Source organism: Bacteroides cellulosilyticus (genome assembly GCF_020091405.1).
Lineage (GTDB): Bacteria > Bacteroidota > Bacteroidia > Bacteroidales > Bacteroidaceae > Bacteroides.
This window is the reverse complement of the sequence record NZ_CP081903.1, coordinates 2428703-2444978: the sequence shown is the minus strand read 5'-3', so window position 1 is coordinate 2444978 and position 16276 is coordinate 2428703. Positions and strand designations below refer to the sequence as shown.

19 protein-coding genes and 4 tRNA genes are annotated in these 16276 nt (G+C 41.8%); 6 read left to right on the top strand and 17 right to left on the bottom strand.

The annotated features are described in order from the left end of the window. Window positions 1-100: 100 nt before the first annotated feature. From rplL to rpsU, 14 genes are all read right to left on the bottom strand, one after another. The gene (rplL, locus tag K6V21_RS08470; RefSeq protein ID WP_224321502.1) at window positions 101-478 is read right to left on the bottom strand and encodes a 50S ribosomal protein L7/L12; all 378 of its coding nucleotides are present in this window, start codon (window positions 476-478) and stop codon (window positions 101-103) included. Between the two features lie 91 nt (window positions 479-569). Then, complete coding sequence (rplJ, locus tag K6V21_RS08465) at window positions 570-1091, bottom strand: 50S ribosomal protein L10 (RefSeq protein ID WP_007212058.1); 522 nt, start codon at window positions 1089-1091, stop codon at window positions 570-572. Window positions 1092-1106: 15 nt separating this feature from the next. After that, a complete protein-coding gene (gene rplA / locus K6V21_RS08460; protein ID WP_007219563.1) occupies window positions 1107-1805 on the bottom strand; it encodes a 50S ribosomal protein L1 in 699 nt (232 codons plus the stop codon). A 15-nt stretch (window positions 1806-1820) separates the two neighbouring features. After that, window positions 1821-2264 (bottom strand): 50S ribosomal protein L11, encoded by a 444-nt coding sequence (gene rplK / locus K6V21_RS08455; RefSeq protein WP_044263553.1) that lies wholly within the window; start codon window positions 2262-2264, stop codon window positions 1821-1823. Window positions 2265-2321: 57 nt separating this feature from the next. After that, window positions 2322-2864: a transcription termination/antitermination protein NusG gene (nusG, locus tag K6V21_RS08450; RefSeq protein ID WP_217713529.1), complete on the bottom strand. Its 543-nt coding sequence runs from the start codon at window positions 2862-2864 to the stop codon at window positions 2322-2324. Between the two features lie 12 nt (window positions 2865-2876). After that, window positions 2877-3068, bottom strand: a complete 192-nt coding sequence (gene secE / locus K6V21_RS08445) for a preprotein translocase subunit SecE (protein ID WP_007212054.1) — start codon at window positions 3066-3068, stop codon at window positions 2877-2879. Window positions 3069-3082: 14 nt separating this feature from the next. Beyond that, a tRNA-Trp gene (locus K6V21_RS08440) sits at window positions 3083-3155 on the bottom strand. Between the two features lie 54 nt (window positions 3156-3209). Beyond that, complete coding sequence (gene tuf, locus K6V21_RS08435) at window positions 3210-4394, bottom strand: elongation factor Tu (protein ID WP_217713528.1); 1185 nt, start codon at window positions 4392-4394, stop codon at window positions 3210-3212. A 50-nt stretch (window positions 4395-4444) separates the two neighbouring features. Further along, window positions 4445-4516 (bottom strand) — tRNA-Thr (locus K6V21_RS08430). 17 nt (window positions 4517-4533) lie between these two features. After that, window positions 4534-4616, bottom strand: a tRNA-Tyr gene (locus K6V21_RS08425). 43 nt (window positions 4617-4659) lie between these two features. Next, a tRNA-Thr gene (locus K6V21_RS08420) sits at window positions 4660-4733 on the bottom strand. 95 nt (window positions 4734-4828) lie between these two features. Further along, window positions 4829-5128: a ribosome hibernation-promoting factor, HPF/YfiA family gene (gene hpf / locus K6V21_RS08415; RefSeq protein ID WP_044263560.1), complete on the bottom strand. Its 300-nt coding sequence runs from the start codon at window positions 5126-5128 to the stop codon at window positions 4829-4831. A 16-nt stretch (window positions 5129-5144) separates the two neighbouring features. Continuing rightward, the gene (gene xerA / locus K6V21_RS08410) at window positions 5145-6029 is read right to left on the bottom strand and encodes a site-specific tyrosine recombinase/integron integrase (protein WP_224321501.1); all 885 of its coding nucleotides are present in this window, start codon (window positions 6027-6029) and stop codon (window positions 5145-5147) included. 71 nt (window positions 6030-6100) lie between these two features. Further along, a complete protein-coding gene (gene rpsU / locus K6V21_RS08405) occupies window positions 6101-6292 on the bottom strand; it encodes a 30S ribosomal protein S21 (protein WP_007212050.1) in 192 nt (63 codons plus the stop codon). A gap of 310 nt (window positions 6293-6602) precedes the next feature. Here rpsU and K6V21_RS08400 point away from each other — a divergent pair, with 310 nt between their 5' ends. Both K6V21_RS08400 and K6V21_RS08395 read left to right on the top strand, forming a co-directional pair. Further along, window positions 6603-8384, top strand: coding sequence for an aminopeptidase P family protein (locus K6V21_RS08400; RefSeq protein ID WP_224321500.1), 1782 nt, complete (start codon window positions 6603-6605; stop codon window positions 8382-8384). 24 nt (window positions 8385-8408) lie between these two features. Beyond that, the gene (locus tag K6V21_RS08395) at window positions 8409-8924 is read left to right on the top strand and encodes a gamma carbonic anhydrase family protein (protein ID WP_026367237.1); all 516 of its coding nucleotides are present in this window, start codon (window positions 8409-8411) and stop codon (window positions 8922-8924) included. A 76-nt stretch (window positions 8925-9000) separates the two neighbouring features. On the opposite strand, the gene K6V21_RS08390 is transcribed toward K6V21_RS08395, so the two are convergent. Both K6V21_RS08390 and gltX read right to left on the bottom strand, forming a co-directional pair. Then, window positions 9001-10221 (bottom strand): 3-deoxy-D-manno-octulosonic acid transferase, encoded by a 1221-nt coding sequence (locus K6V21_RS08390; protein ID WP_224321499.1) that lies wholly within the window; start codon window positions 10219-10221, stop codon window positions 9001-9003. Window positions 10222-10231: 10 nt separating this feature from the next. Further along, window positions 10232-11749, bottom strand: a complete 1518-nt coding sequence (gene gltX / locus K6V21_RS08385) for a glutamate--tRNA ligase (protein WP_149924871.1) — start codon at window positions 11747-11749, stop codon at window positions 10232-10234. A 97-nt stretch (window positions 11750-11846) separates the two neighbouring features. Between gltX and K6V21_RS08380 the strand changes: the two genes are divergently transcribed. Both K6V21_RS08380 and K6V21_RS08375 read left to right on the top strand, forming a co-directional pair. Next, complete coding sequence (locus tag K6V21_RS08380; protein ID WP_217713524.1) at window positions 11847-13907, top strand: HD family phosphohydrolase; 2061 nt, start codon at window positions 11847-11849, stop codon at window positions 13905-13907. Between the two features lie 5 nt (window positions 13908-13912). Beyond that, window positions 13913-14680, top strand: a complete 768-nt coding sequence (locus tag K6V21_RS08375) for a hypothetical protein (protein ID WP_224321498.1) — start codon at window positions 13913-13915, stop codon at window positions 14678-14680. A gap of 9 nt (window positions 14681-14689) precedes the next feature. Here K6V21_RS08375 and K6V21_RS08370 read toward each other — a convergent pair whose 3' ends face one another. Beyond that, a complete protein-coding gene (locus tag K6V21_RS08370) occupies window positions 14690-15160 on the bottom strand; it encodes a low molecular weight protein-tyrosine-phosphatase (protein WP_217713522.1) in 471 nt (156 codons plus the stop codon). Between the two features lie 133 nt (window positions 15161-15293). Here K6V21_RS08370 and K6V21_RS08365 point away from each other — a divergent pair, with 133 nt between their 5' ends. Together K6V21_RS08365 and K6V21_RS08360 are read left to right on the top strand one after the other, a co-directional pair. Beyond that, window positions 15294-15692 (top strand): hypothetical protein, encoded by a 399-nt coding sequence (locus tag K6V21_RS08365; RefSeq protein WP_224321497.1) that lies wholly within the window; start codon window positions 15294-15296, stop codon window positions 15690-15692. Beyond that, the gene (locus tag K6V21_RS08360) at window positions 15685-16254 is read left to right on the top strand and encodes an RNA polymerase sigma factor (RefSeq protein ID WP_224321496.1); all 570 of its coding nucleotides are present in this window, start codon (window positions 15685-15687) and stop codon (window positions 16252-16254) included. Before K6V21_RS08365 ends, K6V21_RS08360 begins: the two co-directional genes overlap by 8 nt. Window positions 16255-16276: the final 22 nt, after the last annotated feature.

The following is a 16276-nucleotide window of genomic DNA, read 5'->3' as shown; positions in this document are numbered from 1 at the left end:
TAATGGATTTGTAGAACTTAATTTTAAATATATACACAAAAAGGTTAAGAACCCTCTTCAGAAGGGTTCTTAACCGAATTACCTGATTTACAGGCTAATGTTATTTAAGTTCAACTTCAGCTCCAGCTTCTTCCAATGTTTTCTTCAATGATTCTGCTTCGTCTTTAGCCAAACCTTCTTTTACTACGCTAGGAGCACCGTCTACCAAGTCCTTAGCTTCTTTCAAACCAAGACCACAAGCTTCCTTCACGGCTTTAACAACCTGAAGTTTAGCTGATCCAGCGCTCTTTAATACTACATCAAAAGAATTTTTTTCTTCAGCGGCAGCAGCACCACCAGCTGCAGGACCAGCAGCAACAGCTACAGCTGCAGCAGCAGGTTCAATACCATATTCTTCTTTAAGGATAGTTGCAAGTTCATTAACTTCTTTTACTGTCAAGTTAACTAATTGTTCTGCAAAAGCTTTCAAATCTGCCATTTTTGTATGATTTTAATTGTTTAAATACTTATTTGTTTTTGAAAAATTTGTTCGGGACATAACTCCCAAGGTCATGACACCTTTCCCATTTTTACGCTTCGGTACGTTCACCAAGAGTTTTGAGAACTCCGTGAAGAGTGTTTCCACCTGATTGGAGAGCAGAAATAACATTCTTGGCCGGTGATTGCAACAAGGCAACGATATCGGCAATAACTTCATTCTTACTCTTGATACTAACGAGAGCATCCAACTGGTCAGCACCAACATAGAAGCTTTCTTCTGCATATGCAGCTTTCAGTCCGGGAATACCGTCTTTAGCTTTTGCTTTAATCAACTTAGCAGGTAAGTTGGCAGTATTACAGAACATAATAGCTGTAGTACCCTTCAAGCAATTATAAAGCGGAGAATAATCTTCTTCCAGACTCTCCAATGCTTTGTGAAGCAATGTATTCTTAATCAGCATCAATTTGATGTCTGATTTGAAACATTCTCTTCTCAACGCGCTTGTAGCGGCAGCGTTCATTGCAGTGATGTCTATCAAATAGAAGTGATTATATTCCTTTACTGTAGCAGCAATCTGCTCAATAATCGTACTTTTATCTTCCTTTCTCATTATTACTCCGTTTTATTAGATTTCTTCTACTGATTTCGGGTCAATCTTGATACCTGCACTCATTGTGCTAGAAAGATAAATACTCTTAATATATGTACCCTTGGCTGCGGTCGGTTTCAATTTATTCAAAGTAGAGATGAATTCTTTCGCATTATCACGAATTTGATCAACGCTAAATGAAACTTTACCAACTGAAGTATGAACAATACCACTCTTGTCAACCTTGAAGTCGATCTTACCTTGTTTTACTTCTCTTACAGCTTTAGCAACATCCATAGTTACAGTACCACTCTTCGGGTTAGGCATCAATCCGCGAGGACCGAGCACACGACCGAGTGCACCAATTTTACCCATGATAGAAGGCATAGTGATGATTACATCCACATCTGTCCATCCACCTTTGATCTTTTCAATATATTCGTCAAGACCAACGTAGTCAGCTCCGGCTTCTTTTGCAGCAGCTTCAGCATCCGGTGTACAAAGCACCAAAACGCGCACAACTTTACCAGTACCATGAGGAAGTGATACAACACCTCTCACCATCTGGTTCGCCTTACGCGGATCAACGCCCAAACGCACGTCGATATCCAGTGAAGCATCAAACTTGGTATAAGTAATTTCCTTTACCAAAGATGCAGCTTCTTTCAGTGAGTATGCTTTCCCTGCTTCAATTTTTTCTGCAGCCAACTTTTGTTTTTTTGTCAGTTTACCCATTCTAATTGAAGTTTATTAGTTATTAACCGGGAACTCCCCTTTTACAGCGATACCCATACTTCTAGCTGTACCGGCAACCATTGACATGGCAGCTTCTACAGTGAAACAGTTTAAGTCAACCATCTTGTCCTGAGCAATCGCACGAACTTGTTCCCAAGTAAGCTCGGCAACTTTCTTGCGGTTAGGCTCAGCAGAACCACTCTTTACCTTAGCCATTTCAAGTAATTGAATAGCAACGGGAGGAGTCTTGATTACAAAATCGAAAGACTTATCTGCGTAGTAAGTGATAATCACAGGAAGGATCTTTCCTGCTTTGTCCTGGGTTCTGGCGTTGAATTGCTTGCAAAACTCCATGATATTAATACCCTTAGAACCCAAAGCGGGGCCTACGGGAGGTGATGGGTTTGCCGCGCCTCCTTTAATCTGTAATTTGATTAGTCCAGCAACTTCTTTAGCCATTTTTTTATTGATTTATATATAAACATTAATAAAGAATACCACAGCGTAACACCTGCATTATTCTTTTTCAACTTGCATAAAGCCCAATTCGAGCGGAGTTTTCCGTCCGAATATCTTTACCATAACCTTAAGTTTCTTCTTCTCGGTGTTCACTTCTTCAATGATACCACTGAATCCGCTGAACGGGCCGTAATTTACTTTCACAGTTTCACCGACTATATACGGGATGTTCAGTTCTTCACTGGCATCCTGCAATTCGTCCACCGTACCAAGTATACGATTCACTTCCGATTGTCTCAGAGGAACAGGTTTATCCGATCCACCCAAGAATCCAATCACATTAGGAGTATTTCTCAAGTGATGAGCGACCTCACCTACCAGAGCAGCCTCCACCAAAACGTAACCAGGGAGATAACTTCTCTCTTTCACAATTTTCTTTCCATTGCGAACCTGATAAACCTTTTCGGTAGGAATCAATACCTGAGATACATAATCACCAAGGTCGCTGTTTTTAATATCAGCTTCAAGGTATTCCCTTACCTTAGCTTCTTTTCCGCTAATAGCACGCAAAACGTACCATTTTTTCTCAATCTCAGACATTTTCCCTCGTTTTTAGTGTGGATAAATAATTTTCTCCATTACGTTCTGGAAACAGAAGTCCATCGCAAATACTACCAGAGCAATAAGCAGGGAAGCATATAAAACAACTACTGCACTGTTAGTAAGTTCAGAATACGTAGGCCACGATACTTTATGTACAAGTTCGTCGTAAGTTTCTTTAAAATAAGCTACAATCTTCTTCATTTCAAAAATATTAGCACGGGAGGAGAGGCTCGAACTCCCGACACCCGGTTTTGGAGACCGGTGCTCTACCAACTGAGCTACTCCCGTGTGAATATAATCAGTTCCCGATATAAACCGGGAACTGATTAATATATTTGGTAATTAGTCAAGGATTTCAGTAATCTGACCAGAACCTACCGTACGACCACCTTCACGGATAGCAAAACGCAAACCTACGTTCAAAGCTACCGGATAGATCAATTCTACGTTGATTTCTACGTTATCACCAGGCATTACCATTTCAGTTCCTTCCGGAAGAGTAATTTCACCTGTACAGTCCATAGTACGCAGATAGAATTGAGGACGGTATTTGTTGTGGAATGGAGTATGACGACCACCTTCTTCTTTCTTCAAAACATAAATAGAAGCTTTGAATTTAGAGTGAGGTTTAATCTGTCCCGGTTTACAAAGAACCATACCACGTTTGATAGATTCCTTATCGATACCACGAAGCAACAAACCTACGTTATCACCAGCTTCACCCTGATCCAGCAATTTGCGGAACATTTCAACGCCAGTTACAACAGATTTCTTATCTTCACCCAAACCAAGGATTTCAACTTCATCACCTACGTGAATGATACCAGCTTCGATACGACCAGTAGCAACAGTACCACGACCAGTAATAGAGAATACGTCTTCAACCGGCATCAAGAACGGTTTGTCGATATCACGCGGAGGCAACGGAATCCAAGTGTCAACTGCATCCATCAACTCCATAACTTTATCTTCCCATTTTTCTACACCGTTCAATGCACCAAGAGCTGAACCACGGATAATAGGAGTATTGTCACCGTCAAATTCGTATGCAGCCAACAGTTCGCGCATTTCCATTTCAACGAGTTCCAACATTTCCTCATCGTCAACCATATCGCACTTGTTCATGAATACAACAAGCTTCGGTACGTTTACCTGACGAGCCAACAAGATGTGCTCACGAGTTTGAGGCATCGGACCATCAGTAGCAGCAACTACGATGATAGCACCGTCCATCTGAGCAGCACCAGTTACCATGTTCTTTACGTAGTCGGCGTGACCCGGACAGTCTACGTGAGCATAGTGGCGGTTAGCAGTTTCATACTCTACGTGAGAAGTATTAATAGTGATACCTCTTTCTTTTTCTTCAGGAGCATTATCGATCTGATCGAAAGACTTAACTTCTGAAAGACCTTTCTTTGCCAACACTGTAGTGATAGCAGCAGTCAACGTGGTTTTACCGTGGTCAACGTGACCGATTGTACCGATGTTTACGTGCGGTTTTTTACGTTCGAATTTCTCTTTAGCCATAGCTTTACTTGTTATTTATTTGATTAATAATCAGCATTTACTTCCTTACGAGCTGTTACCGGGATTTGAACCCGGGACCTCTTCCTTACCAAGGAAGTGCTCTACCACTGAGCTATAACAGCAAGGAGAAAAAGAGGTGTGGGCAAAGATGGATTCGAACCACCGAAGGCGTAAGCCAGCAGATTTACAGTCTGCCCCATTTGGCCACTCTGGTATTTGCCCTTACATTTAAATAAAGAACTCTTTTTTCCTTATTGTTTTTTTGAGCCTCTTGTCGGATTCGAACCAACGACCCCGAGATTACAAATCACGTGCTCTGGCCAGCTGAGCTAAAGAGGCAATTACTCAAAAAATGCAACCGTTACGTTCTATCGTGAGCGAAACGGCTGCAAATTTAGGCATTTATTTCTTTTCCGCAAAATTTTAGCGAAATTTTATTTGCTCCGTTGTTTTTCCTTGTGTTTAACCAGCTGTTTTTCCAAGGCTTCAACACTCAAATCAATCGCCTCTTCAAACGTATTGCAGATTTTGCTTGCATAAAACTCCCCATTGGGAATAATCACTTTTATACCTGCTTCTTTATTTTCTGCAGTCTCCGGCTTCACAACCTTTAATGACACCTCTACTTTCTTTATATCATCGTAATACTTTTCCAATTTTACTGCTTTCTTCTGAACAAAAGCTTGCAATTGCTCTGACGCATCAAAGTGAATTGACTGAATTCTAACTTCCATACTTACCTCCTTACTTTTAGGCCCGAGGATGAGCCTGGTTATACACTTTTTTAAGTTCTTCAAAAGTAGTATGCGTATAAATTTCGGTTGTCGCCAAACTTTCATGCCCAAGAAACTCTTTTATTGAGCCCAAATCGGCACCATTATTCAGCATAGCCGTTGCAAAGGTATGCCTCAGAACGTGGGGACTTCTTTTTTTTACAGTTACTACTTTCGAGAGATTCCGTTTCACAAGACTAGTTACGATACTGCGATCAAGTCGTTTTCCATTCTTCCGGACAAAAAAAGCATCCGAACGATCCGGGACCGCCTCATTCCGCACATTGACATAATCCATCATCGAGCGTTCCAACTCCTCATCAAAAGGTATCAAGCGCTGCTTATTTCGCTTTCCCGTCACTTTTATCAGAGAAGCCGAAAAATCAACACCTTTATCATCCAAATCTATCAATTCAGAAAGTCGTATGCCAGTAGCATAAAACATCTCAATTATCAAGTGGTCACGACAACCTTCAAATCCTTCACCAAAGTCTATATCATCCAGCAATTTATCCATTTCTCCTTCTCTCAAAAAAACAGGAAGCGGCTTTTTCTTTTTCGGTCGCGTTATTTTTTGCAACGGATCCACAGCAACTTCCCCCTTCTTCAAGAGATATTTAAAATATGCCTGAATTGAACTTAACTTTCGATTAATCGTATTCGAAGCGCAACCATTGTCCATTAAGGAAGCAATCCATTCACGAACAAGGTCTGCATCTACATCCGACGGGGTTAAATCTCCCAACATTTCTTCACCGAATTTCTGTAATTCCAAAATATCACTCCGATAGTACTTAACCGTACCCTCAGCATAATTCCGTTCATACAGAAGATAGTCAAGAAAAGAATCTGTCAATAACATATCGCTACATATCTAAATCATGCAACGAATGTATGAAAAGAATTCAATAATTCAAAGGAAATTACGAATTATTAATCTTCTACTTGCTGAAGTTGTTGTACGTAAACTGCACGTTCTTTCTTAAGTCTTTTAACTACAGACGGTTTGTCAAACTGCTGTCTGCTTCTTAATTCCTTAACGATACCAGTTTTCTCAAATTTTCTTTTAAACTTCTTCAGCGCTTTTTCAATGTTTTCGCCTTCTTTTACAGGTACTACAATCATTTTCTTTTTATTAAAATGTTAATGGTTTAAAAATCTCACGATTAAATTGAGCGGCAAAATTACACATAGTTTCTTTATTCACAAAACTTTCTGCCAAAAAAACTGCAAAAAGAGAAAAGATTATCCCCCTCAAACTTCTTCCGCCAGAGGAAAAAGATAAACCAACCGGGGATGCACTAAGAACTAATCGCAAGACTGCAAGAAACTAGTTTCTAATATGCCAGCGGATAAAGTGCAGCGACCCACAAAAAAATTCAAAGAAAGTGAGTATCTTTGAAGAGTGAATGTTACACCTTATTATATATAGTATATGATCCAAACTATCAATGATCGGCTACAAGACCTACGGGCATTGTTCAGCCAGGAAGGCATACAAGCCTTTATTATCCCAAGTACCGACCCTCATCTGAGCGAATATGTTGCTCCCCACTGGAAATCCCGGGAATGGATTTCCGGCTTTACTGGTTCGGCAGGAACCGTTGTTATTACTACAAGCCAAGCAGGACTATGGACTGACTCTCGCTATTTTCTCCAGGCTGCCCAGCAATTAGAAGGCACGGAAATAAAACTTTATAAGGAGATGCTTCCCGAAACACCCAGTATTTCAGCTTTTTTAAGTACACAACTAACTCCTGGCGATGCTGTCGGCATAGATGGAAAGATGTTTTCTGCAGAAGAAGTAGAAAGGATGCAAGCCGAGTTGCAAAAATGCCAGATAGAAGTAAAAAGCATTTCAGATCCCTTAGATAAATTATGGACGGATCGTCCGCCAATGCCGGAAGCTCCTGCTTTCATTTATGAAATCCAATATGCAGGAAAAAGCAGCATAGAAAAGATTGCCATTATTCGAAAAGAACTAAAAAAGTGCAATGCGAAGGCATTGTTCTTATCCGCTTTAGATGAAATCGCATGGACTCTTAATCTGCGTGGAAACGATGTACATTGCAATCCCGTGCTTGTCAGCTATCTACTTATCGAAGAGAACGAAACTCACTATTTTATTCAACCTCAAAAGATAACCGCTGAGGTTGCTACTTATATGAAAGAAACAGGAGCAAACCTGCACGCCTACGAGGAAGCAGAAACATACCTCAGCCGAATCAGTGTTGAGAGTCTACTTCTTAATCCGGCTAAAACAAATTATGCTATGTATTCAGCTGTCAACCCTGATTGCAGGATCATTCATGGCGCTTCTCCGGTCACCTTATTGAAAGCCATCCGCAACGAACAGGAAATAGCTGGAATACATGCTGCCATGCAACGGGATGGAGTAGCTTTGGTTAAGTTTCTGAAATGGTTAGAAGCATCTGTTCCCACGGGTAAGGAAACTGAAATCAGCGTAGATAAAAAACTGCATGAATTTCGTGCGGAGCAGGATTTATATATGGGAGAAAGTTTCGATACGATTGCCGGATACAAGGAACATGGAGCCATCGTGCACTATGAAGCCACTCCCGAAACAGATGTCCAGCTAAAACCGGAAGGTTTTTTGTTATTGGATTCAGGTGCACAATATCTGGATGGAACAACAGATATCACACGTACCATTGCTTTAGGAAAACTGACAGAAGAAGAAAAGACTGATTATACATTGATATTGAAAGGGCACATTGCACTGGCAATGGCTGTATTCCCTGCCGGTACACGGGGTGCGCAACTGGATGTGCTGGCACGTATGCCGATATGGCAAAGAAGAATGAACTTCCTGCATGGCACAGGGCATGGTGTAGGCCACTTTCTGAATGTACACGAAGGACCTCAGAGTATTCGTATGAATGAAAATCCGGTAACATTGCAATTGGGTATGCTGACTTCCAATGAACCGGGAGTATATAAAGCCGGAAGTCATGGGATTCGTACGGAGAACCTGGTTTTAGTAGTACCAGCCGGAGAAGGAATGTTTGGCAACTATCTACAATTTGAAACAGTAACCCTTTGCCCTATTTGTAAAAAGGGAATTATCAAAGAATTGCTCACATCAGAAGAGATCAATTGGCTTAACCAATATCATCAGACTGTATATGAAAAATTATCGTCCGGCTTGAACAAAGAAGAGCAGGCATGGTTGAAAGAAGCAACGAGTCAATTATAATCAAAAAATTAATCACTATATAAAATGGCATTAATTAAATCAGTAAGAGGTTTTACTCCCGAGTTTGGCGAAAATTGTTTTTTAGCAGATAACGCAGCCATCATCGGAGACGTAAAAATGGGGCGCGATTGCAGCATTTGGTTCAGCACAGTATTGCGCGGAGATGTAAATTCTATCCGTATCGGGAATGGAGTCAATATACAAGACGGAAGTGTGCTACACACATTATATGAAAAGTCAACAATTGAAATAGGTGACCACGTTTCTGTAGGACATAATGTTACTATTCACGGAGCCACTATCAAAGACTATGCATTAGTGGGAATGGGTTCTACAATCCTTGACCATGCAGTGATAGGTGAAGGAGCTATCGTTGCCGCCGGTTCACTGGTCTTAAGCAATACAGTTATTGAACCGGGAAGCATCTGGGGCGGTGTACCTGCCAAGTTCATAAAAAAAGTAGATCCGGCTCAGGCTAAAGAACTGAATCAGAAGATAGCACATAATTATCTGATGTATTCTAACTGGTATAAAGAATAAAGCCAGATGAACTTCCATATACGACAGCGGGCGAATAGAAATCTATCCGCCCGCTGTTCTTATTATTTCGTATCCCTTAGAAATTAATCATACTTAATATCTTATCCGTAGCCCCAGCATTACTAGTGACGTAGTATCCGGCATTCGTTCCGGTTTCGCGCAAGAAAACCTCATCAGCCAACATACGGTCCAGCAATTCTTTCAGTTCTTCATAATTCTTGATAGAGAATGCACCCTGGGCTTCTAAAAGTTGAATTGCTTCCATAAACTTCTGGTACTTAGGTCCGAATATTACAGGAATACCATAAACAGCTGCTTCCAACGTATTATGAATACCGACCCCGAAGCCGCCTCCGATATACGCAATTTCACCATAACGGTAAATAGAAGAAAGCAGGCCGAAACAATCTATAATCAGACAATCCGCTTTCAGCACATTCTTTTCATCCGCACGCGTATAACGAACATATGGGCGTTTCAACTTCCGGATAATCTCTACCAGATGATTCTCATCTATCACATGTGGAGCAATAATCAATTTCACTTCCGGATGATTATTGAAATATTCAATAAACAGTTCCTCATCCGGTTGCCAGGAACTACCTGCTACGAAGGTCATGGTGTTATTCTTAAAGAGTTTCACCAAAGGCAAATCTTTCGCCTCCTCACGTATCTGCAACACCCGGTCGAAACGCGTATCGCCGACCACCGTCACACGGTTGATGCCAATCTTACCCAAATAACGCTTGGAACGTTCATTCTGTACGAACAAGTGGTCGAAATTACGAAGAACATGGCGATACGTACCGCCATACCACTTAAAGAATACCTGGCCACGACGAAATATAGATGACACACTGTACACCGGAATACGACGCTTATGTAATTCATCGAGATAATTCTTCCAGAACTCATATTTAATGAAGAATGCCATGCAAGGATTGGCTATATCCAGGAATTTCTTCACATTCCGAGGCTTGTCGAACGGTAGGTAGCACACTACATCCGCCCCGCGATAATTCTTGCGTACCTCGTATCCCGAAGGAGAAAAGAATGTCAGCAATATACCATAATCGGGATATTTGGCACGAATTTTTTCAATCAGGGGACGCCCCTGTTCAAATTCACCTAAGGAAGCGGCATGAAACCAAATATAACGTACATCTTTTTCCAATTGCTGCCTGAGAAGTTCGTACACTACCCAATGCCCCTTCATCATTTTACGGGGCTTGCGGCTAAATGGAGCCGCAAGATGCACCAAAAGGTCATAGATACCTATCGCAAGGTCGTAAAGCATACTTATTGAATTAAGAAAGTACTTCAATTGCACGCTTCATACGCGCCAGTGTCTCTTCTTTGCCCAGCACCCAAGAGATGTCGAACATATGCGGGCCTTTCCCCTCGCCTACCAATGTCAGGCGGAAAGCATTCATAATGTTTCCGGTATGATATCCTTTTTCGGCAATCCAGTCCATTACAATCTTTTCCTGATTCTCAATGCCAAAATCTTCAATTCCTGCCAGTACTTCCATCAATTCAGTCATACACTGAGCCGAATCTTCTTTCCAGCGTTTCTTCACGGTTTTCTCATCATATTCCGTTGGAGCAACAAAGAAGAAACTGGATGCTTCCCAAAGTTCCCGCACGAAGCTTACACGATTCTTCATCATGCCTACCACCGTTACTACTTTCTCGAACGGAACTTCTACTCCATGTTCTTTCAGAACCGGAACAAAAAGTTCCGCTATTTCTTCATCAGGCTTCAACAATATATATTCATGGTTGAACCAGATGCCTTTTTTATAATCAAATTTAGCGCCAGACTTGCTACAATGACTCAAATCGAACAATTTGATCAACTCATCCATTGACATCAACTCCTGATCATTACCCGGATTCCAGCCCAGCAAAGCCAGGAAATTAATTACAGCTTCAGGCAAATATCCCGATTCGCGATATCCGGAAGATATTTCACCGGTTTTGGGATCATGCCATTCCAACGGGAATACAGGAAAACCGAGGCGGTCACCATCACGTTTACTCAATTTGCCGTTACCTTCCGGTTTCAACAGCAGAGGCAGATGAGCAAAAGCCGGCATTGTATCTTCCCACCCGAAAGCACGGTACAACAATACATGCAGAGGTGCAGAAGGTAACCACTCCTCACCACGAATCACATGGGAAACTTCCATCAAGTGGTCATCTACAATATTGGCAAGATGATAAGTCGGCAGTTCGTCAGCTGATTTATAAAGTACTTTATCGTCCAAAATGGAAGAATTGATTATCACCTCACCACGAATCAAGTCGTTTACATGTACATCTTCATTGGGTTCTATCTTGAAACGAACTACGTACTGCTTACCTTCAGCGATCAACGCATCCACTTCTTCTTTCGAAAGTGTCAATGAATTACGCATTTGCATACGAGTAGAAGCATCATATTGGAAATTGGCTATCTCGGCACGTTTCGCATCCAGCTCTTCAGGAGTATCAAAAGCAATATAAGCCTTATCATTCTCCAATAACACCTTCACATACTTCTTGTATATTTCGCGGCGCTCGGACTGACGGTACGGACCATATTCTCCACCAAAACTGACACCCTCATCAAACGGAATGCCCAACCACTTGAAAGACTCAAGGATATATTCTTCTGCACCCGGTACAAAACGGTTACTATCAGTATCTTCAATACGGAAAATCATGTCTCCCCCATGCTGGCGCGCAAAGAGATAATTATATAATGCTGTACGCACACCACCAATGTGCAAAGCCCCCGTAGGACTCGGGGCAAAACGGACTCTGACTCTTCTTTCTGTCATATTTTGCATTACTTATGAGATAATTAGACGGCAAAATTAAACCTTTTTTTCCACACTAATGTTTTTTTTTGTACTTTTCGCAAAAAATTCAACCGATATGAATAAATCCAAGACTAAAAAAAGCTTTTCTTACAGAGATTTGCTATACAAAGCACTCATTTTTATCGGCACGGTAGCCATCATAGTATACTTCTTACCGCGTGACGGCAAGTTTAATTATCAGTTCGATATTGACAAACCGTGGAAGTATGGGCAACTTATGGCCACATTCAATTTCCCCATATATAAAGATGATGCTGTAGTAAAACATGAACAAGACAGCATGCTTGCCAGTTTCCAACCCTACTATCAGTTGGATAAAAGTGTAGAAAAAACCGTGCTCAGCAAATTAAAAACGGATTATCAAAGTCACTTGCGCGACATTGTTCCGTCTTCTGACTATATGCGCTATCTGGAGAAAAGGTTATCCGAAATTTATAAAGCAGGTATACTTTCTACCGAAGAACGCAACAAATTACAAAAAGACAGCACCGCTGTCATCATGGTGATTGATGATAAGCTGGCCAACCAGCGGGGAACCGAACAGCTTTTTTCCGTAAAAGATGCTTATGCCTACCTGCTCACTGCGGACACGGCACATTATTCTCCGTATATCCTGCGCCAGTGCTCACTCAACGAATATTTGTACCCGAATCTGACTTACGATGAGCAACGCACCGAAACAGCCAAAAAGGAAGCACTGGATAATTATGCCTGGGCCAATGGCGTTGTACAAAGTGGCCAGAAGATTATTGATCGGGGGGAAATCGTAGATAAGGAAACTTACAATATCCTTGAAAGTCTGAGAAAGGAGTCTATCCAACGCAGTGAATCCATCGGACAAAAACGTTTGATACTGACCGGACAAATCTTGTTTGTCAGCATTTTCATGCTGTGTTTTATGCTGTACCTCGATTTATTCCGCAAGGATTATTACGAACGCAAGGGGAGTTTATCCCTACTATTTACACTGATTATGTTCTATTGTGTAGTGACAGCGCTCATGGTGTCGAATAACATATACAATGTTTATATCATTCCGTATGCCATGCTGCCTATCATTATCCGCGTATTCCTCGACTCACGCACAGCATTCCTTACGCAGGTGGTCACTATACTGATCTGCTCCATTTGTTTACGCTACCCACACGAATTTATATTGCTGCAACTGGCTGCCGGCCTGGTCGCTATTTTCAGTTTGCGCGAATTGTCACAACGTTCGCAGCTCTTCCGTACGGCATTATTAGTGATACTGACCTATGCCGCTCTTTACTTCGCTTTCGAACTGATCACCGAAAACGATTTATCGAAATTAAACGGAAGTATGTATAGTTACTTTATAGTCAATGGTGTACTTCTATTGTTCACCTATCCGCTTCTGTTCTTGTTGGAGAAAACATTTGGATTTACTTCCAACGTTACTCTGGTAGAACTTTCCAATATCAACAGCCCGTTGCTGCGCCGTTTGTCAGAGACTGTTCCGGGAACTTTCCAACATTCCATGCAAGTGGCTAATCTTGCCGCAGAAGCCGCCAACCGTATTGGAGCTAAGAGCCAGTTGGTGCGTACCGGAGCTTTGTACCACGACATCGGAAAAATGGAAAATCCGGTATTCTTTACTGAAAACCAATCAGGAGGTGTCAATCCGCATAAAAATCTTAGTTACGAGCAAAGTGCACAGGTGATAATCAGTCACGTGACGGACGGACTGAAACTGGCGGAAAAAAACAATTTGCCTAAAGTGATAAAAGACTTCATCAGTACCCATCACGGTAAGGGAAAGACTAAATACTTCTATATCTCTTGGAAGAACGAGCATCCCGATGAAGAGCCGAACGAGGAATTGTTCACTTACCCCGGTCCAAACCCGTTCACCCGCGAAACAGCCATTCTAATGATGGCGGATGCAGTAGAAGCTGCATCCCGCAGTCTGCCCGAATATACAGAAGAAAGCATCAACAACCTGGTAGAAAAGATTATAGACTCGCAGGTGGAAGAAGGTTTCTTCAAAGAATGTCCTATCACATTCAAGGACATTGCTATCGTGAAATCAGTGTTCAAAGAGAAACTGAAAACAATTTATCATACCCGCATCAGCTATCCCGAACTTAAAAAATAAAAGATATGAAAACAATCGCACAAGACCAGAAACGTACCGAAAGCCTGCTACAACGCAAAGGCATCCGGCTACACGACATCCAAAGTTTCAGTTTCATGAAACGTTTTCATGAAGTTCCGCGCAAGAGCAACCTGAAGGTCAAAGATAAATATGGCGCGGGCATATTAACATTGCGCCTGAAACAGGGTATTCAAAGAGCTTTTTATGTCCATCCGTTTCAAAAGCCGTCATCTGTTATCCGCTATCTGATTTCACAAGATATACCTTTTGAGAACCATATCACCCGAAAACGGACAGCAGCAGAGATTCCGACCACGACCTATCAGCGCCCATCACTCTATATGTTCTATTTCTTTGTGCTTTTCATCACATTTATGATATTGGGATATCAGGCTGTAGCATTCGGAAGTTGGTGGGCATACATTCTCGGAATCATTTCATTCGGCCTGAGTATCTACTTTATACACATGTTGATGACGCGTTTCTGTTATCTGAAAGTAGATGACGAAAGTCTTAGGATATACAGCGTAGGACGTGAAATTAAGTATCCTTACGAAGACATACTCAAAGTCAATTTTGACTTTGCACGCGAACAGGCTTTTACGCACGTTATGGAGATATTGGATAAAGACTATCACTATCGCCTCTATTATATAGGAAGGGTATCGCGCCGAACCCTGAATGATATTGCCGAAGTACTACAAAGCGCAGGAGTGGATGCAACATGCAGCCTGAATGAAGACAAGAGGTTCTATCAAGACACTTCGCACTGACGAACCCGATTATTTCAGATGTTCCAACAGCCCGGCACAAGCATCCTCCAGCAAGTCGAGCACATACTCAAATCCTTCCGCCCCACCATAATACGGATCGGGCACGTGGTCGGCATGCGTAAAGCGAGTACAGAATTCCGTCATACGGTGTATCTTCTTCCATTCTTCAGGGGAGGGCGCACGGTCTTTCAAATCTTCAATATTCCGGTCATCCATCCCTATTATCAAATCGAAGTTATAAAAGTCTTCTGTCCGCACGGGACGCGAACGATGTGTGAGGTCGTAACCGCGACGAATAGCATGGGCACGCATCCGGCTATCTGGTAACTCTCCCTGATGATAAGAGAGGATACCGGCAGAGTCTATCACAAACAGATCTTCCAGTCCGGCTTCTGAAACCAAATGATTCATCACACCTTCCGCAGAGGAAGAACGGCAAATATTACCCAGGCAAACAAAAAGTATTCTACAAGGTTTCATAAGCTCATTTTTAATTTAGGAACGCAAATATAGAAGTTTTTTGCATTCTCTTAAAATATTTCTTCTTCTCAGTTGTCAGCATATACAGAGAACGTTTTCAAAGTAATATGTAAATCAATAAAATTAGGACATCATGAAAAAAAGGTTTTTTATTATATCTTTGTTTTGGGTATTAGCCATTGCAGCATTTGGGGCAATAGTCATGCTATTATGGAATTTCGTAGTACCCGGAGTCTTAGGACTGGCAGCCATTAATTTCTGGCAAGCTTTGGCATTGTTCGTGCTTGCACGCATTTTCTTCGGAGGCTTCCCTGGTAGAGGAGGTTTCCCAGGTCGAAGAAGAATGCCCGGTGGCAAAGAGGGTAATCCGTTCCGCGCTAAATGGGAGAAGATGTCTCCGGAAGAACGCAAGGATTTCATTAATAAAAGAAAGAAGTTTGGATTCGGTGGTCCTTTCGGAAGAGACGGATTCTTCAACGAGAAAAACTTTGATAGAAACAACGGTAGCGAAACTCCCAAAGAAAATGAATAATCTGACCGGCAAAGGCAACAGTTTGGAAGAACTGATTGTAGAACATCAACCCCGCCTGAAAGCATTTATCCGCAAGCGGGTTTCCACTAAAGAAGATGCCGAAGATATTCTGCAAGATGTACTGTATCAATTGGTGAAAACCATTGAAAGCACTTTCAATCCTATCGAACAGGTAACAGCATGGCTATATCGCGTAGCACGAAATACGATTATCAATAAAGGCAAAAAGATGCAGGAAGAAGAACTACCCGCTTCGAGCTATGATAAAGAAGACAATGTACTGAGCGAGTTTTCGGAAGTGCTGTTCAGCGATGCTCCGCCTACTCCGGAAATAGAATATATGCGGTCACTCGTGTGGCAAGAGCTTGAAACAGCTCTTGCCGAGCTGCCGCCCGAGCAACGGGAAGCATTCGAGCTACTGGAAATGGAAGGATTGTCAGCCAAAGAAGTTGCCAGTGCCACCGGAATATCAGTCAATACCTTATTATCACGAAAACATTATGCCGTCATTCATCTTCGTAAACGGCTAAAAGGACTGTATAACGATCTTCTAAATTACTAACCTCATTTTTCAACGATCTGCT